Source organism: Bacillus sp. JZ34, from assembly GCF_053903205.1.
In genome coordinates, this window is sequence record NZ_CP096403.1 from 2,461,544 (window position 1) to 2,488,212 (window position 26,669).

General features: G+C 45.1%; 24 protein-coding genes and 1 pseudogene. 1 reads left to right on the forward strand and 24 read right to left on the reverse strand.

Translation table 11 applies throughout. The annotated features are described in order from the left end of the window. Window positions 1-49 precede the first annotated feature (49 nt). From M1D90_RS12420 to M1D90_RS12435, 4 genes and pseudogenes are all read right to left on the reverse strand, one after another. Window positions 50-442, reverse strand: coding sequence for a CDI toxin immunity protein (locus tag M1D90_RS12420; RefSeq protein WP_020451473.1), 393 nt, complete (start codon window positions 440-442; stop codon window positions 50-52). Between the two features lie 11 nt (window positions 443-453). Continuing rightward, complete coding sequence (locus tag M1D90_RS12425; protein WP_456282804.1) at window positions 454-2,262, reverse strand: T7SS effector LXG polymorphic toxin; 1,809 nt, start codon at window positions 2,260-2,262, stop codon at window positions 454-456. 328 nt (window positions 2,263-2,590) lie between these two features. After that, the gene (locus M1D90_RS12430) at window positions 2,591-3,718 is read right to left on the reverse strand and encodes a response regulator aspartate phosphatase (protein WP_023857670.1); all 1,128 of its coding nucleotides are present in this window, start codon (window positions 3,716-3,718) and stop codon (window positions 2,591-2,593) included. 204 nt (window positions 3,719-3,922) lie between these two features. Further along, window positions 3,923-4,036: pseudogene (locus M1D90_RS12435) on the reverse strand (ArpU family transcriptional regulator); the annotation flags it as partial. Between the two features lie 192 nt (window positions 4,037-4,228). On the opposite strand from M1D90_RS12435, the gene M1D90_RS12440 reads away from it, so the two are divergent. Then, entirely contained in the window at window positions 4,229-4,618 is a 390-nt protein-coding gene (locus M1D90_RS12440; RefSeq protein ID WP_020451469.1) for a hypothetical protein, read from the forward strand. 250 nt (window positions 4,619-4,868) lie between these two features. Here the strand turns inward: M1D90_RS12440 and M1D90_RS12445 are convergent, their stop codons facing one another. The 20 genes from M1D90_RS12445 to ymfI all read right to left on the reverse strand — a co-directional run bounded on the left by M1D90_RS12445 (window position 4,869) and on the right by ymfI (window position 26,660). Beyond that, window positions 4,869-5,330, reverse strand: coding sequence for an SMI1/KNR4 family protein (locus M1D90_RS12445; RefSeq protein ID WP_020451468.1), 462 nt, complete (start codon window positions 5,328-5,330; stop codon window positions 4,869-4,871). A 407-nt stretch (window positions 5,331-5,737) separates the two neighbouring features. Further along, window positions 5,738-6,019: a putative quinol monooxygenase gene (locus M1D90_RS12450; protein ID WP_020451467.1), complete on the reverse strand. Its 282-nt coding sequence runs from the start codon at window positions 6,017-6,019 to the stop codon at window positions 5,738-5,740. 311 nt (window positions 6,020-6,330) lie between these two features. Further along, window positions 6,331-8,241: a DNA mismatch repair endonuclease MutL gene (mutL, locus tag M1D90_RS12455; RefSeq protein ID WP_020451466.1), complete on the reverse strand. Its 1,911-nt coding sequence runs from the start codon at window positions 8,239-8,241 to the stop codon at window positions 6,331-6,333. Between the two features lie 17 nt (window positions 8,242-8,258). After that, window positions 8,259-10,868 carry a DNA mismatch repair protein MutS gene (mutS, locus tag M1D90_RS12460; RefSeq protein ID WP_256163806.1) on the reverse strand — a complete coding sequence of 870 codons (2,610 nt, stop codon included), beginning with the start codon at window positions 10,866-10,868 and terminating at the stop codon, window positions 8,259-8,261. A gap of 110 nt (window positions 10,869-10,978) precedes the next feature. Continuing rightward, window positions 10,979-11,527: an outer spore coat protein CotE gene (cotE, locus tag M1D90_RS12465; protein ID WP_020451464.1), complete on the reverse strand. Its 549-nt coding sequence runs from the start codon at window positions 11,525-11,527 to the stop codon at window positions 10,979-10,981. 243 nt (window positions 11,528-11,770) lie between these two features. Next, the gene (locus M1D90_RS12470; protein ID WP_020451463.1) at window positions 11,771-12,202 is read right to left on the reverse strand and encodes a RicAFT regulatory complex protein RicA family protein; all 432 of its coding nucleotides are present in this window, start codon (window positions 12,200-12,202) and stop codon (window positions 11,771-11,773) included. A gap of 1 nt (window position 12,203) precedes the next feature. Then, window positions 12,204-13,733 (reverse strand): tRNA (N6-isopentenyl adenosine(37)-C2)-methylthiotransferase MiaB, encoded by a 1,530-nt coding sequence (gene miaB, locus M1D90_RS12475; RefSeq protein ID WP_020451462.1) that lies wholly within the window; start codon window positions 13,731-13,733, stop codon window positions 12,204-12,206. A 143-nt stretch (window positions 13,734-13,876) separates the two neighbouring features. After that, complete coding sequence (locus M1D90_RS12480) at window positions 13,877-15,052, reverse strand: glycine C-acetyltransferase (RefSeq protein WP_020451461.1); 1,176 nt, start codon at window positions 15,050-15,052, stop codon at window positions 13,877-13,879. Window positions 15,053-15,066: 14 nt separating this feature from the next. Next, on the reverse strand, window positions 15,067-16,110 hold the full coding sequence (gene tdh, locus M1D90_RS12485) for an L-threonine 3-dehydrogenase (protein ID WP_095290538.1): 1,044 nt from the start codon (window positions 16,108-16,110) through the stop codon (window positions 15,067-15,069). Window positions 16,111-16,234: 124 nt separating this feature from the next. Continuing rightward, a complete protein-coding gene (locus M1D90_RS12490; protein WP_256163805.1) occupies window positions 16,235-17,155 on the reverse strand; it encodes a dipeptidase in 921 nt (306 codons plus the stop codon). A 105-nt stretch (window positions 17,156-17,260) separates the two neighbouring features. Then, window positions 17,261-17,521, reverse strand: a complete 261-nt coding sequence (gene spoVS, locus M1D90_RS12495; protein WP_003181955.1) for a stage V sporulation protein SpoVS — start codon at window positions 17,519-17,521, stop codon at window positions 17,261-17,263. Between the two features lie 201 nt (window positions 17,522-17,722). After that, window positions 17,723-18,520, reverse strand: coding sequence for a TIGR00282 family metallophosphoesterase (locus M1D90_RS12500; protein WP_256163804.1), 798 nt, complete (start codon window positions 18,518-18,520; stop codon window positions 17,723-17,725). 86 nt (window positions 18,521-18,606) lie between these two features. Beyond that, complete coding sequence (gene rny, locus M1D90_RS12505; RefSeq protein WP_020451457.1) at window positions 18,607-20,166, reverse strand: ribonuclease Y; 1,560 nt, start codon at window positions 20,164-20,166, stop codon at window positions 18,607-18,609. A gap of 342 nt (window positions 20,167-20,508) precedes the next feature. Beyond that, window positions 20,509-21,555, reverse strand: a complete 1,047-nt coding sequence (gene recA, locus M1D90_RS12510; protein ID WP_020451456.1) for a recombinase RecA — start codon at window positions 21,553-21,555, stop codon at window positions 20,509-20,511. A 168-nt stretch (window positions 21,556-21,723) separates the two neighbouring features. Beyond that, window positions 21,724-22,974, reverse strand: a complete 1,251-nt coding sequence (locus tag M1D90_RS12515) for a competence/damage-inducible protein A (protein ID WP_020451455.1) — start codon at window positions 22,972-22,974, stop codon at window positions 21,724-21,726. 19 nt (window positions 22,975-22,993) lie between these two features. Further along, window positions 22,994-23,575: a CDP-diacylglycerol--glycerol-3-phosphate 3-phosphatidyltransferase gene (gene pgsA, locus M1D90_RS12520; protein ID WP_003181921.1), complete on the reverse strand. Its 582-nt coding sequence runs from the start codon at window positions 23,573-23,575 to the stop codon at window positions 22,994-22,996. Between the two features lie 66 nt (window positions 23,576-23,641). Next, complete coding sequence (locus M1D90_RS12525) at window positions 23,642-24,544, reverse strand: helix-turn-helix domain-containing protein (RefSeq protein WP_020451454.1); 903 nt, start codon at window positions 24,542-24,544, stop codon at window positions 23,642-23,644. 17 nt (window positions 24,545-24,561) lie between these two features. Next, on the reverse strand, window positions 24,562-25,353 hold the full coding sequence (locus tag M1D90_RS12530; protein WP_003181917.1) for a YmfK family protein: 792 nt from the start codon (window positions 25,351-25,353) through the stop codon (window positions 24,562-24,564). Between the two features lie 247 nt (window positions 25,354-25,600). Beyond that, window positions 25,601-25,858: a DUF3243 domain-containing protein gene (locus M1D90_RS12535; protein WP_020451452.1), complete on the reverse strand. Its 258-nt coding sequence runs from the start codon at window positions 25,856-25,858 to the stop codon at window positions 25,601-25,603. Between the two features lie 70 nt (window positions 25,859-25,928). Beyond that, window positions 25,929-26,660, reverse strand: a complete 732-nt coding sequence (ymfI, locus tag M1D90_RS12540) for an elongation factor P 5-aminopentanone reductase (protein WP_035338737.1) — start codon at window positions 26,658-26,660, stop codon at window positions 25,929-25,931. Window positions 26,661-26,669 lie beyond the last annotated feature (9 nt).

Genomic DNA, 26,669 nt, shown 5'->3' on the forward strand with positions numbered 1-26,669 from the left:
AAAAAGGTCAATAGACCTAACTCTAGAAGCCCATAATTAGGGTTTAACTTCAGTTTGCCATTCCTACTGTCACTTCTCCATCATGGTAAAACTCAATGACATAGCCAAGTTCACTATACATAAACGTATCTGAACCAACCGCAGTCACGTCATCAATAACAGTTAAGGCGTTTTCTAAAGTAGTCTTAACTGCCGGATCATCAGAAGGATTCCACAGAATAATGACAGAAGTGTCAGTTATACCGTTATCTTCTAACCATTTGAATAATTCATCAGAATATTCTATTCTCTTTTTGTTTTTTACCTTTTCCCAATCAATTCTTGCCCAACTTGTTATAGGAAACTGCTTACTTAGAGAATTAAAGTATTCCCCAGTGAGCTCTTCAGATAAAATTTCTTTTTGCTCTCCTAAAGCTTCTAAACACTCATCAAATAAATCCAAAATATCCACCTCTATCTGTTAAGATGCTTCAATAGCGCTTTGAATGTCTTCTCGTCACCATCAAAAGGAATATAATATTTTTTTGCTTCTTTTTTTCCCTTTCGGAAATCTTCAATATTTATATGAGGTCCCTTTTCGGGATCGTAATCCAAACGCCACCTTACTTTTTTGTCACTAGATCTTCTGCCGATAATTTTACCATAACCTGCGCTTACTTCTAACCTCCCTACAAGTGGTTTTGAGTCCGGCCCTAGATCTCCAATAATATCCATGGCTTTATTTCTAGCTTGCTCGTAAGTTTTTACCTTTGGAAGGGCTATTTCTTTTCCACTTTTAGAAGGTTTCCCAATAGATTTAGAGGATTTAAATAAAACACTCTTCTTCTTATCCTCAAGCAGCTCTCTCAGCAAAGGCGTATTTTTCACATTAGGGGCCTCTCCCGCTCTTTGGAGCATCCCTTCTAATGCAGGAGTATAGCGATTTTTAGGCGGGCTGAAATGTTGTTTAAAAGAGTTAACACTTTTCTTTGCTGTTTGGGCTGCAGCCTTGCCAGCTTTGCCGAGACTTTTTGAGCCTGATACGACAGTAGGCCCGGCCTCTGCCAACCCCCATATCGTACCAATCGCATAAGCAATATAGTGTCCGCGAGAATATGAATCCCCATGTACCATCTTTTCATCCCAAGAATCTGCAATTGATTGCAACATACTTTCAAAAGTGGCTTTGTAATCATACTCAAGTACTGAATTTACAGTTGCTTTTGGGTTTTTAACAAAGTTGTCTGCGTGTCCAATAAGAACTTTACCTGTTTCAATCGTTCCTTGGATCGTATCTTTTGCAAATTCATATCCTCCAACCACAAAGCCTTTCATACTTTCTAAGACATGTTTTCCATCTTCCAGAGTTCCTTTAATTGGATCTGCTCTGAACTCATAAGCTTCTTCAATGGCAGTAACATAATTCATCTGTTCAGATGTAAGATTATCATATCCAATCTCTCTAGCAACTTTGAGAAACTCATCCGGATCATCATACAACTTTTCAAGTTTATTCTTCAACGTATCAGTATGACTCATAGGTTCTATTTTGCTGGCCTCTTTTTCAAGCTTTGATCTCTTATCGAGCTTATCCAACATGACACCCATTGCTGTGTCTTGTCCACCACGCAAAGTATCCATCTCATCTGGCTTTAAAATCGAACCTTTTTGATAGCCGGTAATTTCAATTTTAGGCCCTGTGTACATTTTTTCAAGCCTGGTTATGTATCTCTGCATCGTTTCCAGGTCGTTTTCAGCGGTTTTAAGAGCACTTGTCTGTTCGCGGTCAAAAGTGTGCAGCTTTTCAATTGTCTGATTGATTTCCTTTAAGGCTTTCTGATTCTGTTCGTGAAAGCCGCTGTCATTCAAATCAGGCAAATCGACAATGTGGCTGACTTTTGCGACCGTGGCGTTTGTTTTAGATACCAAACGCTTCGTTGTGCGGTCGGCTGAATTCACCCCTTGTTCGAGCTCGTGTTCGAGAAAGGTTTGCGATATAAATCCGTTATGATTCGGTTCAAAGGAATTCAGCGCATTTTTGATTTTTTTCAATGCAGACTGATATTCCCTAATAAGAGTTTCGTAAAACTGAAGGAATGGAGTATGGCATTCTTCATAAAAGTTACGTATCGCGTCTCCCCCTTTCCCCTTTAAAGCATCATCAAGTGATGTAATGCCCTCAACACTTTTTTTAACTTTGGCAATTTCGTCTGATTGATGTTTTAATTGTTCCAGCGTTTGATCAATGGCTTTGTGCAACGCTTGAACATCCAGAGTCTTCATAGCATTCTCCTCTAATACTAAAGTGACATATCTCGAGATATTTTACCACTTTATAGAAAGAATTGGTGAATAAAACCTGTCAACCCATGAAAATGAATCTTTTAGATTAGGTCATTGAACCTATTTGTTAAGGGATTGAAATACATAAAAAAAGCCGCTAATTAAACGGCTAAAAGGATATTCCAAAAACTCATTTTTAGATTAAATAACAAAATAATGATTGGGTGCGCTTGTGATGTTTCTTGAAGCTGTGTTGATATCATCGTTGTTCGAAAAATGACTGAGAAAGCCAAGTCCAATTATCATAATTCCTAAACCGATCTTCATTTTAGACTTCATACAAACATTCCCCCTTCAATATTTGCTTTTGAGCATAGACCATCTTTTTAAGACAGATGAGACTATCCTCTGTTTTTCCATTATAATCTAGATAGGTGCCGGCTAACAATGCCAGCTCTTCCAAATACGGAAATCCTTTGCTTGTTTCCAGTCGGTTGAAAATTTTAAAAAGTGATGTAGTTTCACCCCGTCTTATATAAAGTGACTCGAGAGCTTCAAAAAGGCTTATAAACAGATGATCTTTAAGCTCCACAGCACTTCTAAGCCCTTTTCGGTAATAATCCTTGGCTTTATCATGCTTATTTTGTTTGAAATTGATTAGTGCCAAGTCGTGATATGCTTGCGGCAAATTTTTTGATTTTAATTTTTTATATTGAATGAGAGCTTGTTCAATATATCTTGCAGCCTTATTTAAGTTGTCCATTTTGTGATAGCAGTTGCCAAGGTTGTAAAAAGCAGAAGCGTATATCTGTGGATTTTTCTTTTTTAATAGTTCTGCGCCTCTAAGTGCTTGATTTAGGTGTGGAAGAGCCTTTTCATGATTCTCTAAATCATCATAATTCCCAGCAATGACAAAATGACACTGAATAAGGCGAACAGAATAGAGTTCATATTTTTTGTAAATGTTATATGCACGCTCTGCAAAGTACATCGAAACGTGGGTCATTTTCATGTGGTAATAGACTTCAGCCATTTTAAAGTGAAATTCCGCTTTTTCAATCGAATCTGATATAGCAGGAAATTGACGTTCCGCTCTTTTATAATAAGTAATTGCCTTCGTATATTCTCCATTCCTAAATTCGTACATCCCTCGAAAAAAATGATAATAATACGTAAGCATATGATCTAATTTTCGTTTATTCCCTTCAATTCTCTTCAAATATTCTGATAATTCCATCTGTTTTTCACCCGAAGGTGCTATATATTCTATCATTATACTGTGGCGGAAAGCCATCAACTGATAATAGATTAGTAAATCCTGATCTTCTTCCATAACCTCTATATCCCTTTCAATTTCAGCTTTAAGCATTTCGGCGTCTGTCACATTGAATTTTTGAATATGCTGGTGCCACTCAGTAATTTTCATCCCCACTTCTGCAGATGAGATTCTATCCAACCTTTTCACCCTTCCCTTAACTATACTAATGATGTAAATTTTAACAATATTTCATCATTCGAAAAAGACGTTCGGGCCACCGCAATTAAATTTTCGGTTCCCCCCGCAACAGCAATTTGAGAAAGGGTTAAGAACTATTGATTTAATGGGGGTGATTTTAGGTGATTAAAGTTAGATGCTATTGCGGCTTTTTAAAAGGGAGCGCTATATAATCCCAAGAGCTGTCGAAAAATTGTAAATGGCTCGCCGTTTGACCAGATAGTATTTGTCCTTTTTCAACCCCATCTCCATATAAATCTCAATGTCCTTTATTTTTTGAGAGCAACAGGCTGGGAATTCATATACTTCTACCTAATCATAAACTTTATATAATGGCCTTTTTTGAACGTTGAAGATTGCATCACCGATTTCTAGGCAAATATACAATTATGTATAGACAAACTTCCAGTCCAAAAATAGTCGAATATAATTCTTTATTATAAATCGTAAGATAAAAAGGAGTGATAGGGCTTGTTTTATGATCAATATCCTGTAAACCCGTTTTCATTCCCATCTTTTCATCGGCCATTTGGAATTGAATCCAGTACCTATGTTCGGAATATGCGAGCATTTAGAGATCTTGACCACCTTCGCAGAAATATTGTTCGTTTATTGGGCAGGATGGGGTATGTATTAGTCAGAATTGGAGTGGATCAATTTAATAATCTAGGAGTTACAGGCCAAAGACCCGGTACAGCCTACCAAGAGCTATGTGAAATCTGGATTTATCATAAACACCTTGAGGGCAGAAGTTACGAGGAAACCGTTCTTGCTGAATGTACTACTGATGAAGAGGCTAAAAGACATGTCGATCAGGTTGTCGCCGCGCTACAGGGAATGGTTCGACCTATAGAGCCTTAATTGTTAGAATTTGCTTCATTAAAGTAGAATCAGAATCACATTCAAACCATGCATCATTAGGGGAAAAGGGCCATTAAAAGCGGATACAACCCGTGCACAAATAGTGTCCGCAGGCTCTCCGTCATGGACTCGCTCTTCACGTTCGTTTTTCTTGTCTTTAACGTATGACAAAGTAGAATAACCAAAAGCCCACCATTTTATCCCCTTTTAAAAAGTACTCAATTAGAGATCGAGTGCTTGCTATATGCAATTATTCTTCATCGTCCCACTCTTCGTCTTCTTCCCAGTTTTCTTTAGACTCCTTAAGGTTTTCTATGAAAAACTCTAGAAAATTAGTAGCTACTTTTCGACCATAACCCTCTTGATTATCCCAAAGTATAACTGGGCATTCACCATCTACCATCCTGTTTGTATCAAGACAATAAGAGAATTCATCTACGTATTCAATGACTACGATACCATCAATTAAACCATAGTGATCTCTGTAATCTTCAGTAACTGTTACTACTCTTGAAACTTTTCCATGACCTAAAATATCTACACCGTAAATTCCACCGGACCCATAGTTTTTTAAAAACCATTTATAACTTTCGGGTAGTTTTACATTTAGGTTTTCTTGAATATCATTAATTTTTTCGATGCTAATGCCACCTGTAAAATCATCATCTTCAGCATTTTCTTTTATGAATTGTTCAACTTCCGAATAGTTCACAGAAATCACCTCTTAATCTTGATTCTCAAATTGTTTCATTCTTTTTTCTTCGTGATTTTTTAATTCTGTTACTCCAGCCAAACTTATTACTTTCTTGATAGATACAAACAGCTTATTAAACATTTGATCTGATTTTGCTTCAATTCGAGAGGCTAGCCAAAATGCTAAATGCGCTCCAATTTTTGGGGAAGAGCACGGGTTTCATGTTGCCGAAAAAGCAATCACCGGCTAAAAAATTAAATCAGTGTTTCAATGACTGAAGCGGACTCCTAAAGGGTCTGCTTTTTTGTTCTTAACAGCCCTCGGGATTATCCGAGAGCTGTCGTGAGATTGTAAATTGACCCGCCGTTTTATTTGATCGTATTTATCCTTTTAAGGCCACCTTCATATAAATCTCAAGGAGCCTTTTAATCTTTCACATTGCTTTTCATTAACCATTCTACTTCCGTTAATTCTTGTTTTTGAACGTCTTTTGTGTGTTTTTTTGTGAAATGGACCTTAAGAGCTTCTTCGTTTTCCCAAATCTCCCAGAGCATGATTTTGCGTTCTGATGGTTCAAGGGGATACGCATGGAATTTAATGCATCCTTCTTCTTTGTTCGTTTCTTCCTCAAGTATTTTGAATTCCTTCATTATTTCATTGAGGTCTTTATCACTGATAATTTTTAAGCATGCCGTTATGTAATGCATCCAAATTCCCCCTTCAAATCATTTCATAGCCTTTCATTATAACATTTTCTCAAAAAATGAAAACAACTGCGAAATTTGTCTAATGGCTGCCTTATGGGTTTCCACTTAAAAAAGGGCTCTCTATGAGATGAAGCCCTTTTTCCCTATCTTGAGAATAACCGGACGATATACGCGCCGCTTCCTGATGTTCTGGACACTAAACTTTTTAATGGGTGTTGAAACAATCCGTCTAAAAGTGGTCAAAATGTGGCCAATAAAATGAAAATCGCTCTCAGCCGTTGATGTAGCATGGGCTGTGAGCGATTAGATATTTACATGACCCGCTTAAACATCTTCTCCATCTCATAGGTGGAGTAGTGGATGATAATCGGCCGGCCGTGCGGGCATGTGAATGGGTCGGATGTTCTGCGCAGCTCATCGAGCAGGGCGGTGATTTCGTCGTCCCGCAGATGATGGTTGGCTTTGATGGAGCCTTTGCAGCTCATCATGATTGCGGCTTCTTCACGCAGTTTTTTGATGTCGATCGTGCGGTCATCAAGGACCTGTTGAATGATGTCTTCAATGATCGTCGTTTCTTCCCCTTTTGGAAACCAAGTCGGGTGGCATCGGACGATATAGCTGCCGGCGCCGAACGATTCGAGAAAGACGCCGACTTTGGCTAAGTCGTCCAAGTGCTGGTCGATCGTCAGCGCTTCATTTTTTGAATAATGGAATGTCAGCGGCACAAGCAGGTCCTGGACTTCCGGTTCGACTTCTCCGACTTTTTCACGGAAATATTCGTATTTGATCCGCTCCTGTGCGGCGTGCTGATCGATGATGTACAGCCCGTTTTCATTTTGGGCGAGAATGTAGGTGCCGTGCATTTGGCCGATCGGATACATGATCGGCACCCTTTCTTTTGGCGTCTCTTCGTCATGGGCGTTTTCGCCTGCCTGTTCCGGTTCGGCTTGTACGGCCGCTTCGGCTTCCGGCGTATACTCTTCCGCTCCGGGCCATTCAGGTTCGGTGTCTTGCATAATGCTTTCTTCGCGCTCTGCGGGAGCGGGAGGAGGCGGGTCTTTGACTACCGAGCTTAATTTCATCGCCGAAAACGATGGCTCCGGCTTATATTCTCTTTCAATATCAGGATCAGAAAGAGGTGCCGGCTCTCGTACCTGGTCGAAATCAAGCTTTTGCTGTTCCGGTTTATTGATCAGAGGTGCGGTTTTTTTCGGAACTTGCACGCTTGGAATGAGCTGCTGCTGTTTAAAGACGTCTTTGATGGCGTCGCGAATCAGTTCGTGAAGCTCCGTCTCTTTGCTCAGCCTGACCTCCAGCTTTGACGGATGCACGTTGACATCCACAAGCAGCGGGTCCATGTTGATTTCAATAAACGTGATCGGATGGCGGCCGATCGGAAGAAGCGTATGGTAGCCCTCGTGGATCGCTTTCACGAGCGGAAAGTTTTTAATGTATCTGCCGTTGACGACAGATGACATGTAATTTCGCGATGCACGCGTAATTTCAGGAAGGGCGATATAGCCTTTCACTTCAAAATCAAGAGATCTCGCTTCAAGCGGGAGCATTTTTTTGGCAACCGCCGTGCCGTAAATCGCCGCAAGCACGTGGCGGACATCGCCGTTTCCGTTTGTCTGCAGAAGCGTTTTCCCTTGATGACGCAGCCTGATCGAAACTTCCGGGTGGGCAAGGGCGATTCTGTTGACCACATCTGTAATGTTGCCAAGCTCCGTATGGATCGTTTTCATATATTTCAGCCTTGCCGGCGTATTGAAAAACAGATTGGTAACCGTAATTTCGGTTCCTCTGCGGCTTGACGCTTTTTGCTCGGAAATGATTCTTCCCCCCTGAAGCGTCAAATGGGTGCCTGCTCCTTCTCCGGTGCTCGTTTTAATGCTTAGATGTGAGACAGACGCGATACTTGGCAAAGCTTCTCCGCGAAATCCGAGCGTTCTGACGCGAAACAGATCGTTTTCGTCTTTGATTTTGCTTGTGGCATGACGCAAAAAAGCCGTTCTGCAGTCTTCTGCATCCATCCCTTCGCCGTCGTCAAGCACTTTAATCGAGGCGAGACCCGCTTCTTCAACATCGATTTCAATCACGGAGCTGTTCGCATCGATTGCATTTTCGACAAGCTCTTTGACGACCGACGCAGGCCTTTCCACTACTTCACCCGCCGCGATTTTATTCGATAAATCGTCGGGCAGCTGAACAATTTTTGCCAAGTTGGGTCACCTCTTTATTACTTTAATTTTTTTTGCAGCCTGTACAGTTCATTCATGACTTGTATAGGCGTCATATCGAGCAGATCCATCGTTTTAAATTCGGCTAAAACAGCCTGCTCTTTTTTGGAGAGCTTCGTCTCTTTTTCTTTCGGCTTGTCCGTTTCAAAAAATGACAGCTGGGCCGGTTGATCTGCAACAGTTGCCGCGACTTCTTCCGCCGCCTCTTTTACCGTATTCGGAGCCGTTGATGGAACCGCTTCTTTGGCGCCGGATTCAAGCTCTTTCAGGATCGTTTTCGCCCTGCTGATCAAACCGTCGGGTAATTCGGCAAGCTGCGCAACATGGATACCGTAGCTTTTATCTGCTGCGCCTTCTTTTATCTGGTGAAGGAATACGACCTTTCCTTCGTATTCTTCCGCACGAACGTGAACATTCTTCAAGTCGGCAAGCTTTTCTTCAAGGGTTGTCAGCTCGTGATAGTGAGTGGAAAATAAAGTCTTCGCGCCGATGTGCTCGTGAACGTACTCGATGATTGCCTGCGCAAGCGCCATTCCGTCGTAAGTGGACGTACCCCGGCCGATTTCGTCAAATAGAATCAAGCTGTTTTTCGTCGCATGGACGATCGCGTTTTTGGCTTCAAGCATTTCCACCATAAACGTGCTCTGCCCGGATATAAGATCATCCGCAGCACCGATTCTTGTAAAGATCTGATCAAAGATCGGCAGCACCGCTTTTTTGGCAGGAACAAAACAGCCGATCTGCGCCAAAATGGAGATCAGCGCCATCTGTCTCATATACGTGCTTTTCCCTGACATATTCGGCCCGGTGATTAAAAGCATCTGTCTGCCTTTGCCCATTTCGCAGCTATTCGGAACGTAAGACTGGCTGTCCATCACCTTTTCTACGACCGGATGCCGTCCGTCGGTCACCTGAACGACGTCCTCGGAAAACTCCGGTTTAACATAGTGGCGGTTTTCGCTGATCGTCGCAAAACATTGGAGCACATCAAGCTCGCTCATCATTTTTGCCAGCTGCTGCAGGCGCGGAATATATTCCTTCACCTTGCTGCGAAGCTCGGAAAACAGCTCATACTCCAGCTCGCAAATATTGTTTTCCGCTTCGAGAATCAGCGCTTCTTTTTCTTTCAGCTCCGGCGTGATGTAGCGTTCTGCATTGGTCAGCGTCTGCTTCCGTTCATAGCGGCCTTCTTCAAGCAGATGGATGTTGGCTTTCGTCACTTCAATATAATAGCCGAACACCTTGTTAAAGCCGACTTTTAAAGAACGGATTCCCGTGTACTCGCGTTCCTGCTGCTCAAGCCTTGCGATCCAGTCCTTTCCGTTCTTGCTTGCGTCCCTGTATTCATCCAGCTTCGCGTGATAGCCGTCTTTGATCAAGTTCCCCTCTTTTAATGAAAGCGGCGGATTCTCGTATAGCGCATCTTCCAAAAGATTCAAAAGATCGCCGCACGGATCGATTTTCTCGGCGCGCGCTTTTGCTTTCGGATGGTCGAGGGAGCCGACAAGCTGTTTGATGGCCGGCACTTGTTTCAGCGATTCCTTTAGCTGGATCAAATCTCGGGCATTGACGTTGCCGTAAGCGACCCTTCCGGCGAGCCGCTCGAGATCGTATACTTCCTTCAGCCGTTCGCGCAAATCTTCCCGCTCAAACAAATGGGCGATCAGCGTTTCGACGATTTCCTGGCGCTCTTCGATCTGTCCCTTTCTGATCAGCGGTCTGTCGATCCATTGCTTTAACAGCCTTCCTCCCATTGCCGTTTTCGTTTCATCCAAAAGCCAAAGAAGCGAGCCTTTTTTGTTTTTCGAACGGATCGTTTCCGTCAGCTCGAGATTGCGTTTCGAATACAAATCGATTTTCATCGCTTCTTCGAGCTCGTAAGCCTGAACGTTTTGAAGGTGGTCAAGGCTTCTTTTCTGCGTCCGCTTCAAGTAGACGTAAAGCCTCATAAACGTATCGACAAGCTCTTTGGACGCCAGACCGTTCACAATGTCAGGCCATTCATCTGCTTGTTCATCCTCGAAAGAAATCGTGGCGCCGCAGCGCTCTTTCAGTAGCGCGACATCTTTCTCGTCAAAGTTGCGGCTGACGACGATTTCCCTTGCTCCGACAGAGTAAATCTCGGAAACGACATCATCAAGCCTTTCGATAATCGTCACTAAGTTCTCGCCCGTCGTCAAATCAGAAAAAGCGAGCCCGTAAGTATGCTGAAATTCACTGACAGAGGCGATAAAGTTGTTTTCATTTTCATGAATTCCTTTTCCGTCCATCACGGTGCCGGGTGTGATCAGCTGCACGACCTCCCTTTTGACGACTCCTTTGGCCGATTTAGGGTCCTCCACCTGCTCACAGATCGCGACTTTATAGCCTTTTTTAATGAGCTGTTCGATATATGAAGAGCATGAATGATAAGGAACCCCGCACATCGGGATTCTTTCGCTCGATCCACCGTCTCTGCTCGTCAGCGTGATTTCGAGTTCCTGAGACGCCTTTTTGGCATCTTCAAAAAACATTTCATAAAAGTCTCCAAGACGAAAAAATAAAAAGGCATCCTGATACTCTGCCTTAATCTTTAAATATTGCTGTATCATAGGCGTGTAGCCTGTCATATTTAATCCCTCACTATGTATAAACGTTTCTATTGATTCCAACACTCATTATACCATAAAGATTCATGCTGAAAAAAAAGAAACTAGGGCGGTGTTTCCCTAGCTTCCTTTTATTCTTCTGGATCTCCGACCAAAAACTCCGGATTGATATCCTCAAGTTCTTCATCAAGTTCTTCTTCCCACGCTTCTTCCTCATCGCTTTCCGTCCAATCAGAATTGACCTCAACGACGACCTTCGTCTCGCCGACAACCTCTGACAAAAATTCCCTTTCCGCCTGTACAACCACTTTGTTTCCGTTCGGAGAAATGGTCACTTCAAGGCAGTTCGGCTGCTGAAGCACCTTCGCAATCACTTCGTGTTCATCATCTAAGTAATTTTTGTCGCGATACCGGAGCTTAATAACATCAACATAGGAAACGCGTTCTGTCACAACTTCGGTTTTGGTGTTGTCCGCATATGAATACCAGACGTTGATATCATATGTCCCTTCAATTTCCACGGTTTTTCCGATTTTTTCGGCGTCATACTTATGATTGATAATCCAACCGCCTAAAATACTGGTTGGCTTTTGCGAAGGGGAGATTGTATGAGTGGACTGGGTGAATTTCCGGCCTTTCGCGACCACCGCTTTAGTAATAATTTCCCTGTATTCAGACATTCGGTCATGCCTCCTTGTTTTTCCTCGTATTATCCTATGCTGGGCATTCGTCTAATGTGCGTTCCTTGAGAAATCAAAATAACATCCCATATAATGAATCTGTTTAAGTGTATGCAGATAAAAGGATAAACTTGACTTAAATCAGAAAAGAAAAAGACAGACCGAAAACCGAATCTTTTCAATTAGCCGTCGCGGCGGGAAATTGCATTCAAAAAAACGACGCCTTTAAAAGGCGCCGCCAAATTATAGAGAACAGCTCGGTGATGAATTTTTTACTCTTGAACCGGTCTCGCCTTTCAGCAGGTCTCCACCGGTTGATGTGATGATCTCGTTTGTCACTTGGTTTGATATTGTATGCGCGACGAGCTGAAGAAGGTCGTTGACTTCCATTTGGGAGTCTCTGAACTCTTGAATGATCGGGATCTCGTCAAGCTCTTCCTGAAGCGCGTCAATCTTTGCTTCCGTTTGTTTAAGCGCTTCGTGCTTTTCGTAATGTTTAAAGTTGACGGCTTGCTTTTGCAGGGCTTTGATTTGGTTGATTATGCCAGTTATTTTGGCATTCTCATTAATCTGTGCCTCCGCTTTTTTGAAAAAGTCGACTTCTTCCGTTTCGGCAATCATTTTTGCGAGCTCCCGCGCTTTTGCAACAATCTCTTTTTTCGTATAAAGCGTCACTTTATTTCACCTCGATTGCTTCTCCTACCATTTCTCCGTCAAGCGACCAAGTTTTCGCCTGGTGGATTTTCACGTTGACAAGCTGGCCGATCGCTTCTTTTGGTCCTTTGAAGTTAACAAGCTTGTTTTTCCGTGTATAGCCGGCAAGGATATCAGGGTTGTTTTTACTTTCACCCTCTACTAACACTTCGACAACCTGCCCCTCATATTCCTTCATTTTCTTCGCGGAAATTTCGTTGACCACTTCATTTAATCGCTGAAGCCGTTCTTTTTTCACGCGCATCGGAACATTGTCTTTCATTTTTGCAGCTGGCGTTCCTTCGCGAGGCGAGTAAATGAACGTATAGGCGCTGTCAAATTCAACTTCTCTGTATAAGGAAAGCGTTTCTTCAAATTGCTCATCAGTTTCGTTCGGGAAGCCGACGATAATGTCTGTTGTTAAAGACGCGTTCGGCATCGCTTTTTTAATTTTGGCGACAAGCTCGAGATAGCGTTCCCGGTCGTATTTGCGCGCCATCAGTTTCAAGACATCCGAGCTTCCGGACTGAACAGGCAGGTGGATGTGGTCCAGAAGGTTCCCGCCTTTTGCGAGCACCTCGATCAGATGATCGTCAAAATCACGCGGATGGCTTGTCGTGAAGCGGATTCGCGGAATATTGATTTTGCGGAGCTCATCCATCAAGTGTCCGAGTCCGTATTCCATATCCTCGAAATCTTTGCCGTAAGCGTTGACGTTCTGTCCGAGAAGCGTGATTTCTTTATAGCCTTCAGCCGCAAGTCGTCTCACTTCCTGAATGATTTCTTCGGGACGTCTGCTTCGTTCTTTTCCTCTTGTGTACGGCACGATGCAGTACGTACAGAACTTGTCGCAGCCGTACATGATGTTGACCCAGCCTTTAATTTTGCCGGTGCGGACTTTCGGAAGGTTTTCAATGACATCGCCTTCTTTAGACCACACTTCGATGACCATTTCTTTTGACAGATAAGCTTCTGACAAAAGTTCCGGCAAGCGGTGGATATTGTGTGTACCGAAAATCAGATCGACGAACGGATGTTTCTTTAAAATCCGGTTGACGACTGATTCTTCCTGGGACATACATCCGCATACGCCAAGGATCAAATCCGGATTGTCTTTTTTCAAAGCTTTTAAATGGCCGATTTCACCGAATACTTTGTTTTCCGCATTTTCGCGAATGGCGCATGTGTTTAACAGAATCACATTAGCGTCTTCAGTCGAATCCGTCGGCTCATAGCCGAGGGTCATGAAAATACCGGCCATGACTTCTGTATCGTGTTCATTCATCTGGCAGCCGTATGTGCGGATGTAGAACTTCCGTCCTTCACCCATCCCTTTGTACTGCTCGGAAATTTTAAAATCGCTATGGTATTTAACCTCTTCTTTGCCGCGTTTTTTCGCATCTTTTAAGGAAGGCGGAACATAAACAGCTTCGAAGTACTTGCTGTAATCCTTCTCGGATTTTTTGTCCGATGGATTGACCTGTCCGCTTTCAATGCGCTGTTTCTCATTCATGTTTTTGATCTCCTTTCAAACAAAGCTCCACTCTTCAGTATAAAGGTTCTCGGTTGTCAGCACAACCCAGAACCTATCATTGTACACTAACTGAAAATGATTATCAATGGTTATTTGCTTTGTTTAAAAAGAAATCGACGAGTTTAAAGCAGACCCGCTTTTTTGGCGCCGGTTTCAATGATTTCAAGGGCTTTATCAAGTTCTTCTTTCGAATGCTGGGCGGTCATGATCGTTCTGATCCGCGCTTTGCCTTTCGGGACGGTCGGAAATACAATGGCCTGGGCAAATAAACCGAGCTCGAAAAGCGTGCTTGAAAAGCGGCATGCCTCGGCTTCATCACCTATTAAAATCGGCGTGATCGGCGTTTCGCTCTTAATCAGCGGAAGGCCGATTTTTTCAAGCTCTTTTTTGAAGTACGAAGTATTGTCCCAAAGCTTTTTAATTAATGAAGGTTCCTCCATCAGCACATTGACCGCTTCAATGCATGCCGCAGTGACGGCCGGCGGATGGGAAGTACTGAAGAGAAACGGTCTGCCTTTATGCTTTAAATAGTCGATCAGCACCTTGGAACCGGCCGCATAGCCTCCTAAAACACCGATCGCCTTGCTGAGCGTGCCGACTTGAATGTGAACCTTCCCGTCCAGCCCGAAATGGTGAACCGTTCCGCGCCCGTTCTCGCCGAGAACGCCGGACGCATGCGCGTCGTCGACCATGACAAATGCGTCATACTGTTCAGCGAGCCGGACGATTTCGGGAAGCGGTGCGATGTCTCCGTCCATCGAAAACACGCCGTCTGTAACGATAAGCCGCATTCTGTAATTCATTGATTTTTTTAAAATCTTTTCTAAATCTTCCATGTCCGCATGCTGATATACTTTTTTGCCCGCTTTGGTAAGTCTGATGCCGTCAATGATGGAAGCATGGTTTAATTCGTCTGAGATGACGATATCATCTTTGGTAAGAATGCTTGAAAGAATGCCTTGATTTGCGGTGAAACCGGACTGGAATACGAGCGCAGCTTCAGTATTTTTAAATGAAGCGAGCTTCTTTTCGAGCTCATCATGCATGGTGAATGTTCCGGCTATTGTCCGGACCGATCCTGTTCCAGCTCCGTACCGTTTTACCGCCTCTTCGGCCGCTTTTTGGAGGCGCGGATGTGACGTCAACCCGAGATAGTTATTGGATGAAAGCTGAATGATGTCTTTTCCCTTCATTTTGACAGTTGATCCTTGCAGCGATTCGATGATCGGCAGTTCCTGAAAAGTTCCGTTTTCTTTCATTGTATCAAGCTCGGAAGCTAAAAAATTAAATTCTTTCATATCCATCTCTCCCTTCACGGTATCAATACGACTTTTCCGCATTGCCCTTTTCTCATCAGTTCAAAGCCTTTTTCAAACTCTTCCATCGGGAAACGGTGGGTGATGACAGGCTTGATTTGAATCGTACCGGACTGGAGAAGACCGCTGACCTGCCTCCACGTTTCAAACATTTTGCGGCCGGTAATTCCCTGAACCGTCAATCCTTTAAAGACGATATCATTTGTCATGTCGATGCATACGGGATGCTCGGGCAGACTTAAGACATGCACCCGCCCTCCGTTCGCAGCCATTTTTAAACTTTGGCGGATGGCCGTCGGATGGCCTGACATTTCGCAAACCAAGTCCGCCCCTTCACCGCCTGTTAAAGCGCTTACATTTTTGAGCGGATCTTCTTTTTCAACGGAGATGATATCGGTTGCCCCCATTTGCAATGCAAGGTCGAGCCTGTATTCGTTTTTATCGATGGCGATCACTTGTGACGCGCCTGACGCTTTTGCAACTGCCACGGCCATCAATCCGATCGGTCCGCAGCCGACGACAGCGACTTTCACTCCAGCTGTCATTCCCGTCAGAACCGTATGCACGGCGTTTCCGAGCGGTTCTTGAATAGAAGCGAGATCCTCAGGCATGCCGTCCGGATTTTTCCAAATGTTTGCGGCAGGCACTTTGACATATTCAGCAAAACAGCCGTCTGTATCGACACCGAGAATCAGCGTTTTTCTGCAGACATGCTCTTTTCCGGTCAAACACGGCAGGCACTTTCCGCAAACGATGTGCGTTTCTGCCGAAACATACTCCCCTTCTTGTACCGCAGTCACATTTTCCCCCACTAGTACAACCTCGCCGGAAAATTCGTGGCCAAACACATAAGGCGGTTTCACCCTGCTTTTCGCCCATTCATCCCAATTATAAATATGGACATCCGTTCCGCAAATCGATGCGGCTTTGACTTTGATCAGCACCTCGTGTTTGTCGATCTTCGGTATCGGGACGAGCTCGAAGCTGGCGCCTGGCTCCCCCGGCTTCTTGATAAGCGCCTTCATATTTCCGTCCAAGATGAACAGACCCCCTTTGCAAAATCGCTTTACAAAAGGATTGTAGCACGATAATTCATATTGGTAAACACCTGTGTCCTCCTGATAAAAACAGATGAACACCCTCTGAAAAATGTATGATATTTTTTTAAAATGGGATGCGGCTGAAGAAATTTTGAAAGAGAAATCCGTCGACTTGACTTGGTGTATATGAGCGCTGCAAAGCTTCGATCAGATTCCCGTAATCTTTGTGGGCTTCCAGACCCGGAATGACCCGGTCGATGCCGTCAAAATCAGATCCGAATCCGATATGCCGCTCGCCTCCCAAAGAGCAGACATGGTCAATATGTGAGAGGATATCTTTGATCACAGGCGTTTTTCCGTTTCTCACGAATTCAGGGACAAATGTCAAACCGATGACGCCGTTCTTTTCAATAAGCGCTTTGATTTGATCGTCTTTTAAATTTCTCGGATGAGGGCAAAGGCTGTGCGCATTCGAATGAGAGGCGATCGGATACGCTGCCGTTTCAACCGCACCCCAAAAGCTTTTCTCTGATAAATGGGAGAGATCGGTCCATGCCCGGTTTTTGTTCGCCTTGCGAATCAGCCTTTCCCCGTAAGAAGTCAAACCTGCGTTTCTTTCTTCTAAAGCGCCGTCTGCGAACGTATTGGCCCAGTTCCACGTCAGGCCGAAACTTCTGACTCCGAGCTGAAAAAAGATGTCAAACAGCCTTAAGTTTTTTGAGATCGGCTCACAGCCTTCCATCGTTAGAATGATGCCGGTTTCATCGCTTTTGAGCTTGTCGATATCGGCTTTATGTTTGATCAGTTTGATCCGCTTGTACTTTGCAATTTTTTCGTGAAACAGCCGGATCTGCACGAGCGCCATTTCAAGCGTTATTGTGTCGGGTACGGTTTCGGGCAGAAAAATCGCCAGACACTGCACTTTCGCCTTTCCGTTTAACAGAGCCTGAACCGGCGTTTGAAGCGACGGGTCACTGTACTCATTAAGCTTCGGATTTTTCCAGAGCTTCAGCAGCAAATCAGAATGGGCATCAAAAATTTTCACGTTCATCCTCTCCCGGCTGCATTTTTCAAAAACGGCTAAACCAAAAACAACCCGCTTACGTGAAAGTAAGCAGGTTGAAGCATTTGAAAAAGAGTGATTTTTCTATCAGCGAGGCTCTACGATTAGCTTAATCGCTGTTCGTTCTTCACCGTCAATTTGAATGTCCGTAAACGCCGGAATGCAAATCAGATCGACACCGCTCGGTGCTACAAATCCCCGTGCAATCGCTACCGCTTTAACAGCCTGATTTAATGCTCCGGCTCCGATTGCTTGAATTTCTGCAGCTCCTCGTTCCCTCAAGACTCCTGCGAGCGCACCTGCGACCGAGTTTGGATTTGATTTTGCTGAAACCTTTAATATTTCCATTCCTGCTCCCCCTTAAGTTTACAATGGATAAGTGAGTGTTCATTAGAACAATCATTATTAGATGTTGCTATTTTCAAAGCCATCCCCTTTTAATTGCTTTTCAAAAATAGCAGGGTACCTTCCATTTTTACTATATTCACTATAGGACCGGGATATTCCTGCTTTCCTTTTAATATTTTTCTAAAATGATTTTCTGTTCAGTCATTCAAAAAACATGTGGTCATCATTAATTAATATCCGGTCAATTTTAACGGCTTTCTTGCTCTGTTCGTCAATGTCAATGACAACTCCGCTCAGTGTTGTGCGGCCTTCGGCAATCTCAAAACGAACGGGCAGGCTCGTTTTAAATCGCTTGATAATCGTCTCGCGGTCGACGCCGAGAATCCCGTCGTAAGGCCCTGTCATCCCTACGTCTGTTATATATGCCGTGCCTTTCGGAAGAATGCGGTTGTCAGCTGTCTGAACATGCGTATGCGTTCCGACAACTGCTGACACGCGGCCGTCCGTATACCAGCCGATCGCCTGCTTTTCGCTTGTCGCTTCGGCATGAAAATCGATAAAGATGAACGGTGTTCTTTTTGACGCTTCTTCTATTAATTCATCAGCTTTTCGAAAAGGGCAATCGATCGCAGGCAGAAATGTGCGGCCTTGCAAATTGATCACAGCCAGTTCCTTCGAACAGTTTGTTTTTATGTATGTGATGCCTTTTCCAGGCGTGCCTTCGGGAAAATTGGCGGGTCTGACGATCTGCGGCGCATCATCAATAAAATCAAATATTTCCCTTTTATCCCATGTGTGGTTTCCCATTGTGAGAACGTCGGCTCCCGCTTGAATGAGCTGGTGGTATATTTTTTCGGTAATGCCTTTTCCGTGTGCGGCGTTTTCTCCGTTGACGATGACGGCGTTCGGTTTATATTTCAGCTTCAGCTTCGGCAAATAGGTTTTGATCATGTCTCTGCCGGGCGAACCGACAACATCTCCAATAAATAAAATTCTCATAATTTGACCCTTTCTTTTTTAAAATAGGTTTTAATCATAGTGTTACACAAGGAAACAAAAAAATAAAGTGGCGCATTCGCACCACTTTATTTTGCGTATTCAACGGCTCTCGTTTCCCTGATCACGGTTACCTTGATGTGTCCAGGGTAGTCAAGCTCGTCCTCGATTCGTTTTCGAATATCACGCGCCAAACGATGGGCTTCAAGATCGTTGATTGAGTCAGGTTTGACCATGATCCGCACCTCTCGTCCCGCTTGTATCGCGAATGATTTTTCAACACCTTCGTACGATTCAGAGATTTCTTCCAGCTTTTCAAGCCTGCGAATATAGTTTTCGAGCGTTTCGCTTCTTGCGCCTGGTCTTGCGGCGGACAGCGCATCGGCTGCGGCCACGAGCACGGCGATGATGGAAGTCGGCTCCTGATCTCCGTGGTGAGATGCGATACTGTTGATGACAACTGGATGCTCTTTATACTTAGTGGCCAGTTCCACACCGATTTCAACGTGGCTTCCTTCCACCTCATGGTCAATCGCTTTCCCGATATCATGAAGAAGTCCTGCCCTTTTTGCGAGCGTCACGTCTTCCCCGAGCTCTGAAGCCATCAGGCCTGTCAGAAACGCCACTTCCATTGAATGTTTCAGTACATTCTGTCCGTAGCTCGTTCTGAACTTCAAGCGGCCGAGGATTTTGATTAAATCGGGATGAAGACCGTGAACTCCAACTTCAAACGTCGTCTGTTCACCCATTTCGCGGATGTAATCATCCACTTCACGGCGGGATTTCTCAACCATTTCTTCGATTCTGGCAGGATGAATGCGGCCATCCTGAACGAGTTTATCAAGAGCGATCCTGGCTGTTTCACGCCTGATCGGATCAAATCCTGAAAGGATAACGGCTTCCGGCGTATCGTCGATGATCAGATCGATCCCCGTCAATGTTTCCAATGTACGGATATTACGTCCTTCACGTCCGATAATGCGGCCTTTCATCTCATCATTTGGAAGGTTGACAACTGAAACCGTCGTCTCGGCCACATGATCTGCCGCACAGCGCTGTAAAGCCAATGAAAGAATATTTTTCGCTTTTTTATCAGCCTCTTCTTTCGCTCGATTTTCACTTTCTTTCGTCATGATCGCGATGTCATGGGAAAGCTCGTTTTCAACCCGTTCCAGAATGATTTGCTTCGCTTCATCTCGCGTCAGACTTGAAATACGCTCCAACTCTGACTGCTGCATACGAATCATTTCATCCACTTTGCTTTCCATCTCTTCAATATGTTGTTGTCGTTCATTCAGAGAATGATCTTTCTTCTCCAACATCGCTTCCCGTTTATCTAATGATTCATCTTTTCGGTCAAGGTTCTCTTCCTTTTGAAGTAAACGGTTTTCTTGTTTTTGAAGCTCATTTCGTCTTTCACGAACTTCTTGTTCAGCTTCTATCCGAAGCGTATGAATCTCGTCCTTTGCTTCAAGAAGGGCTTCTTTTTTCAACGCTTCAGCATCCCGCTTTGCGTCTCCAAGAATTTGTTCGGCTGCATTTCGCGCACCTGAAATTTTTGCTTCGGCAATGATTTTACGAACATAGTAGCCAACAACTAAACAGAATAGGCTCAGCAAAATGGAGATGAGAATTGCTAAAGGATTCATAACTTTCACCTCCTCTTGCTATGAACTTGTCTTGCTAAAAGTAAGTGTCGGCATGTACATTGTACTTCTTCTCAACATACAGAACCTTCACAGGGAGTGAAGCGGCTTCACAGCCCTTGTCAAGTTTAAATGTTTATCAATCATGTTAAGAAAAACAAGTGATACAATTTCATTGTAATTGTGTGGGAAATACTTGTCAAGCTTACGGTCTTAACGTTTCCGGATTAAGCGCCTTTTCCAAACGGCGCGGATGAAAGTGATGGACAAAGGAGCTGCGTCTGAATGCGCAGATGAAAGGAAAAGGCTGCCGATCGGGCCGGCAGCCTTTCACATGTTTCATGATTAAAATTCGAGTTCTTCTTGAGCTTGGGCCTCGTCTTCCTGAGCAGGAGCAACGCCTCCAGTGTCCAAACCGTAGTGCTCCCGGATCTGCTCTTGAATCATCAAAAGGATGTCCTTGTTTTCTTTCAGGAACTGTTTGGCATTTTCACGGCCTTGTCCAAGACGTTCCTCCTGATAAGAGTACCATGCACCGCTCTTCTGAACGATGTCAAGCTCTGTTCCGAGATCGATGATTTCCCCTTCTTTTGAAATCCCTTCCCCGTACATAATGTCCACTTCGGCAGTCCGGAATGGAGGGGCCACTTTGTTTTTCACGACTTTGATTTTCGTCTTGTTCCCCATGACATCGTTGCCTTGTTTCAGCTGCTCTGCGCGGCGCACTTCAAGGCGGACAGAAGAGTAGAATTTCAGCGCTCTTCCGCCTGGCGTCGTCTCAGGATTTCCAAACATGACGCCGACTTTTTCACGAATCTGGTTAATAAAGATCGCGATGGTCTTCGATTTATTGATCGCTCCGGAAAGCTTACGAAGCGCTTGAGACATCAGTCTGGCCTGCAAACCGACGTGGGAATCCCCCATATCTCCTTCGATTTCAGCTTTCGGCACAAGCGCTGCCACAGAGTCGATGACAACGATATCCACCGCTCCGCTTCTGACAAGAGCTTCGGCGATTTCAAGCGCCTGCTCGCCCGTATCAGGCTGTGACAGCAAAAGCTCATCAATGTTGACGCCCAGCTTTTGTGCATAGACGGGGTCGAGCGCGTGCTCGGCGTCGATGAACGCCGCCTGTCCGCCCTGCTGCTGAACTTCGGCAATCGCATGAAGCGCCACCGTCGTTTTACCGGAGCTTTCAGGCCCGTATACTTCAATAATCCGGCCGCGCGGGTATCCGCCCACTCCAAGAGCCGTGTCGAGCGCTAAAGAACCGCTCGGAACTGTTGAAATTCTCGTTTCAGTTTGTTCGCCGAGTTTCATAATCGAACCTTTACCAAACTGCTTTTCTATTTGTTTAAGCGCCATATCTAAGGCTGCCTGACGATCACTCATTCTATTTTCCTCCTTTATCACTTCCGCTATATCTACTATACCTTGTTTGCGCGGATTTGCCAAGAAAAAAGCGAACGCATATTCGATTTTTTTAAGAGGGAAAAATCGATCTCCTAAAATGGAATGACTTTTTTCATAAGAAAGATATACCGAAAATCCGGTTTCCGCTTATTTTTCCATCATTTTCAGCAACAGATGGCAGCCGTATTTGGCAGAACGCTTTCGCACCGCAGACCTGGATCCAGCGAACTGAAATTCGAACGCTTCTTCAGCCTGGTCCTTCACGGAGATGCCGATAAACACCTTTCCTGCCGGATGGCCTTCTTGCGTATTCGGCCCGGCTACTCCAGTAAAGCTGATGCCGATATCGCTTCCTGTTTTGACTCTGATGCCTGCGGCGAGTTCTTTTGCGCATTGCGCGCTGACCGCACCGTAGCGCTGCAGCGTGTCTTCAGCAACGCCGGCCGCTGAAACTTTCAATTCGTTTGTGTAGCAGACGGCACCGCCTTTGAAATATTCGGAAGCGCCGCTCATTTCCGTCAGCCAGGTGGAAAAAAGCCCGCCTGTAAAGCTTTCCGCAGCGGCCAAGGTCATTCCCTTGCTCCTGCATGCTTTCGCAAGCTCTTCTGCAAGAGATGTATCATCATACCCGTAAAAGAACTCTCCGACCCGCTCCAGGATGAGGTCTTCCGTTTCTTTTAACAAGCGGTTTGTCTCCTTCGGATCCGCATGCTTTGCCGTGAGCCTGAGCGTGACTTCCCCGTCGGCCGCAAGCGGGGCGATTGTCGGATTAGTCTGCGCATCGATGAGATCTTCCAAATCGGTTTCAAGCTGGGATTCTCCGATGCCGAAGAACCGCAGCACCCTTGACACGATCTTTTCCTTCGAGCCGAGCTTTTCCAAAATCAGCGGCTTCGCTTCGTTTTCAAACATCGGCTCCAGCTCTTTCGGAGGTCCCGGCAAGAGCATATAAAAGCGCGATTCATGCTCAAGCAGCATTCCCGGAGCCATCCCGAAGCGGTTCGGCAGAACATCGGATCCTTCGAGGATCAACGCCTGTTTGCGGTTGTTCGGCGACATCTCCCGGTTCGTTTTTCTGAAGTAATCCTGAATCGATTCGAAGGCTTCATCGTCGAGCTTAAGAGGGCGCCCGACAACTTCAGCGATCGTTTCTTTTGTCAAATCGTCTTTCGTCGGTCCGAGGCCTCCCGAAAAAATGATGAAGTCAGACCTTTTCTGAGCTGTCTGAATGACTTGTTTAAGGCGTTCCGGGTTATCTCCCACCGCCGTGTGATAAAAGACGTTAATGCCGATTTCGGCCAAATGCCTGCTGATAAACTGAGCATTTGTATTAGCGATTTGTCCGAGCAGAAGCTCAGAACCGACAGCGATAATTTCCGCTTTTCTTTCCAACTTCATTGTTTCCACTTCCCCACGTTTAGTTCGATGTTTTTAAAGCATCCCAGTTTTTAGCGAAATAATCCCATCCTGATACGACTGTGAAAAAGACAGCCACCCATAAAGCAAGCGATCCGAACGGGAAGGATACAAGCTCAAATGGAAGATTGTGAAGCAAAAGAGCAGAGATGGCGATGATCTGAGCCCATGTTTTCACTTTTCCAAGCATGTTGGCCGCGACGACTTCCCCTGTTCCCGCAAGGACGAGCCGCAGTCCCGTTACGGCAAATTCCCGGCTGATAATGACAATGGCCATCCAGGCCGGAGCAAGATGGTAATGCACCAGAATAATTAAAGCGGAAGACACGAGCAGCTTGTCTGCAAGCGGGTCAAGAAATTTTCCAAAGTTTGTTACAAGGTTCAGCTTTCTCGCGTAATAGCCGTCAACCCAATCGGTGACAGAAGCAAAAATAAACAACAGTGCGCCGATCAAATGGGTGACCGGAATCGACTCGCTGCCGAAGGAGACAGCCCCCCACTGAAACGGCACAAGCATGATGACCATAAAAACAGGAATTAATGCGATTCTAGAAAGCGTGATTTTATTCGGTAGATTAAACATAAAGGTTCCTCCAGATATGTATGTTTTCCTAATGATGATGAACGCAAGAAAAAGTCATCTGTGCAATTAAGATGACTTTTCCTCCTTTTTATTTTGAATCGTTATGTTTTGTGTCATCACAGTCTTAGGATCGAGCTTGTAAGAAAGAACTTCTCCGTTGATTTTAATTTCAACGCCCGGCGCATATCCGATCCGCAAATCAATTTGCGATTGATCGGTAATATTCTTTTGAAAGGTTTCTCCTTTTTTCATCATTCCTTCTTTAAGGGAGCTTCCTTTCTCGTCGCGCACCCTGACCCATGAGTTTGCGTTTGCCTTTACTTCAAGCTCCAGCTTGTCGGATCCTGATACTTCATAAGTTGTGGAAGAGCCTTCGCTTGCGGTCGCTTTCATGGTCAGCTTGTCGTTCTCATCAGACTGCTGATCCTTTTTTTCTTTGTCGCCTTCAGCGCTGTCTTTCTGCGCATCCGTGTTCTGTTGATTTCCCTTTGTCAGCGGGGAATCTTTTGAGACGTCATACTTGCTTTGCGATTCCTCTGTCTTAGGCTCTTCAGCCTGCTGGTTGCCTCCGCCGTTTACAGCCTGAACGATGACGTAAATGATCGCGATCACAACGATAACGCCGGCTGCCACAAGCAGGGTAGGCAAAAGTTCAAGCGCTTTTGAGGCAGACTTGGGCAGCTCTCTCTGCGGCTTGATTGAAGAAAGCTTCTCAGAAACCTCATCATTGTAAGAATTAGGGATATCTTTTTTAAACTCTTCAAACAAGAGCTCCGAGTCGAGGCCGACAGCTTCGGCGTACTGCTTGATAAAAGCCCGCACATAAAATTTTCCCGGAATGATATCATAGTTTCCTTCTTCAAGGGCCGTTAAATACCTTTTCTGGATCTTTGTGGCCGCCTGAAGATCGTCCAATGACATCCCTTTTTCCTCTCTGGCTTCTTTCAGCCGATTTCCTAGTTCAGTCACAACAAACACCTTCCATTTTAAAAATCAAAGCCGGAAAAACCTGAATGGTCAAACATCTGCGGTTCTTCAGCATGTTCATATGTAATCACCTCATCGGGGCTGTTACGCAATTCGATGATGTAATCAAAATCGTCCATCGTATATTCCGTATTTTGCACGAAAATGTCCGGATGCTCGACAACTTTGGTCGCCGGCAGCCGCATGATCTCACTGACGAGCTGCAAATGGCGTTCAGATCCTCTTCTCGTCGACACAATGCCGTCCAAAATGAAAACATTCTCCGGACTGTACTCATCGGCAATCAGCTGGCTTCTGATCGTTTGCTTCAGCAGTGTCGAAGAAACAAAAAGCCACCTTTTGCTTGCACAGACGCTTGAAGCGACAATTGATTCCGTCTTGCCGACGCGGGGCATTCCCCTGATCCCGATCAGCTTGTGCCCGTCTTTTTTAAACAGCTCAGCCATAAAATCGACAAGCAAGCCAAGCTCGTCGCGTTCAAACCGGAACGTTTTTTTATCGTCTGCATCCCGCTGGATATAGCGGCCGTGCCTTACAGCGAGACGGTCGCGAAGCTTCGGCTCGCGGAGCTTCGTCACTTTAATCGTATCCATCGTGTTCAGAATCGATTCCAGTCGCTTAATCTGATCTATATGACGGCATTTTAACAAGAGGCCTCTTCTTTGAGTATCGACGCCGTTAATGGTCACAATATTAATTGAAAGCATCCCCAATAAAGAGGATATATCTCCCAGAAGTCCGGGACGGTTGACTTGTATTTCATATTCTAAGTACCATTCGAGCTTTGCCAAATGATAACCTCCCTACCCATCATCGTGGCAAAAATTTACCTTCCTTTATCATAAAGCATTTTGTCTCAATTAGAAAGCAGAATGTTGTGATTAAATAAGAAAAACGTCCGTTTCCCATAATCGGGAAAAACCCGCTGTAACGGCGCCTGGATGATGTTTACCCTATCGGGGCGGAAAGCAAACAACAAAAGCGGTGCCGCTGACAAAGCCGCGCCTATAAAAAAGAGAGAGTGAACACACTCTCTCCTTAATGCGAGCCGTTGTTTTCAACAAGCTTAACCATCACATTCGCAATGGCGCGCTGCTCTTCTTCGGAAGCCACGCTCCAAAGGTCCGCGAGCACTCGTTCTTGATGGTTTTTTGAATCAACCTCACCGGCCAAATAATCGCCGATCTCATATGCGAGATCTGAGATGGTTTCGTTTGACATTCCTCTTTCTTGGGCATAGTTCAAACGGTCGCCCAAAAAGTTTTTCCACTGATCCCAATTATCCAGTACGGACATATCAGGCCCCTCCATTCTCTTGAAGTTACAGCCTTATTATTCTCTGGGGGACCGCAAACTATACATGTTTTTAACAATGCCAGCCGCCATTAACTGACAAAATTTGACCCGTGATATAAGATGCCTTAGCCGAGAGCAGAAACAGCACGGCGTCCGCAACCTCTTCGGCTTCGGCGAGCCTTCCCATCGGAATCTCATCGGCGATCATCTCTTCTTCCTCTTTTGAAAACGAGCCCATCATCCTTGTTTTCACAGCGCCCGGAGAAACGGCGTTGACTCTGATGCCGCTTGGCGCAAGCTCTTTTGCGAGGGCTTTGACAAACACATTTTGCGCGCCTTTTGTCATGCTGTATAAAACTTCGCACGACGCCCCTGTTTCACCCCAAATGGAGCTGACAGCTACAATTGCGCCGGATTTTTTCCTGATCATCGCCGGCAGCAGATTCCTCGTCAACAGAAACGGGCTTGAGACATGGAGCTGCACCATGTCCTGCACAGCCTCATCAGTCATGTCTGTCACAAGCCCGCGAAAGCTTTGACCGCTGTTTAAGACGATGCCGTCAAGCGCCCGCCCGCCGATGGAAGCGGAAACGGCTTTTGCGCCGCCGGGGTCGGATAGGTCGCCGTGAATGATTTCGGCGTGAATGCCGTATGTATGTGACAGCCTTTCTGCAAGTGCTGCGGCTGCCAGCTCATTTGTATGGTAATGGAGGAGAAGATCATACCCGTTTTGCGCCAGCTTTTCGCTGATGCTTTGCCCGATTCCGCCGCTTGCACCGGTGATAAGAGCGAGTTTTGTCATACTATGTTT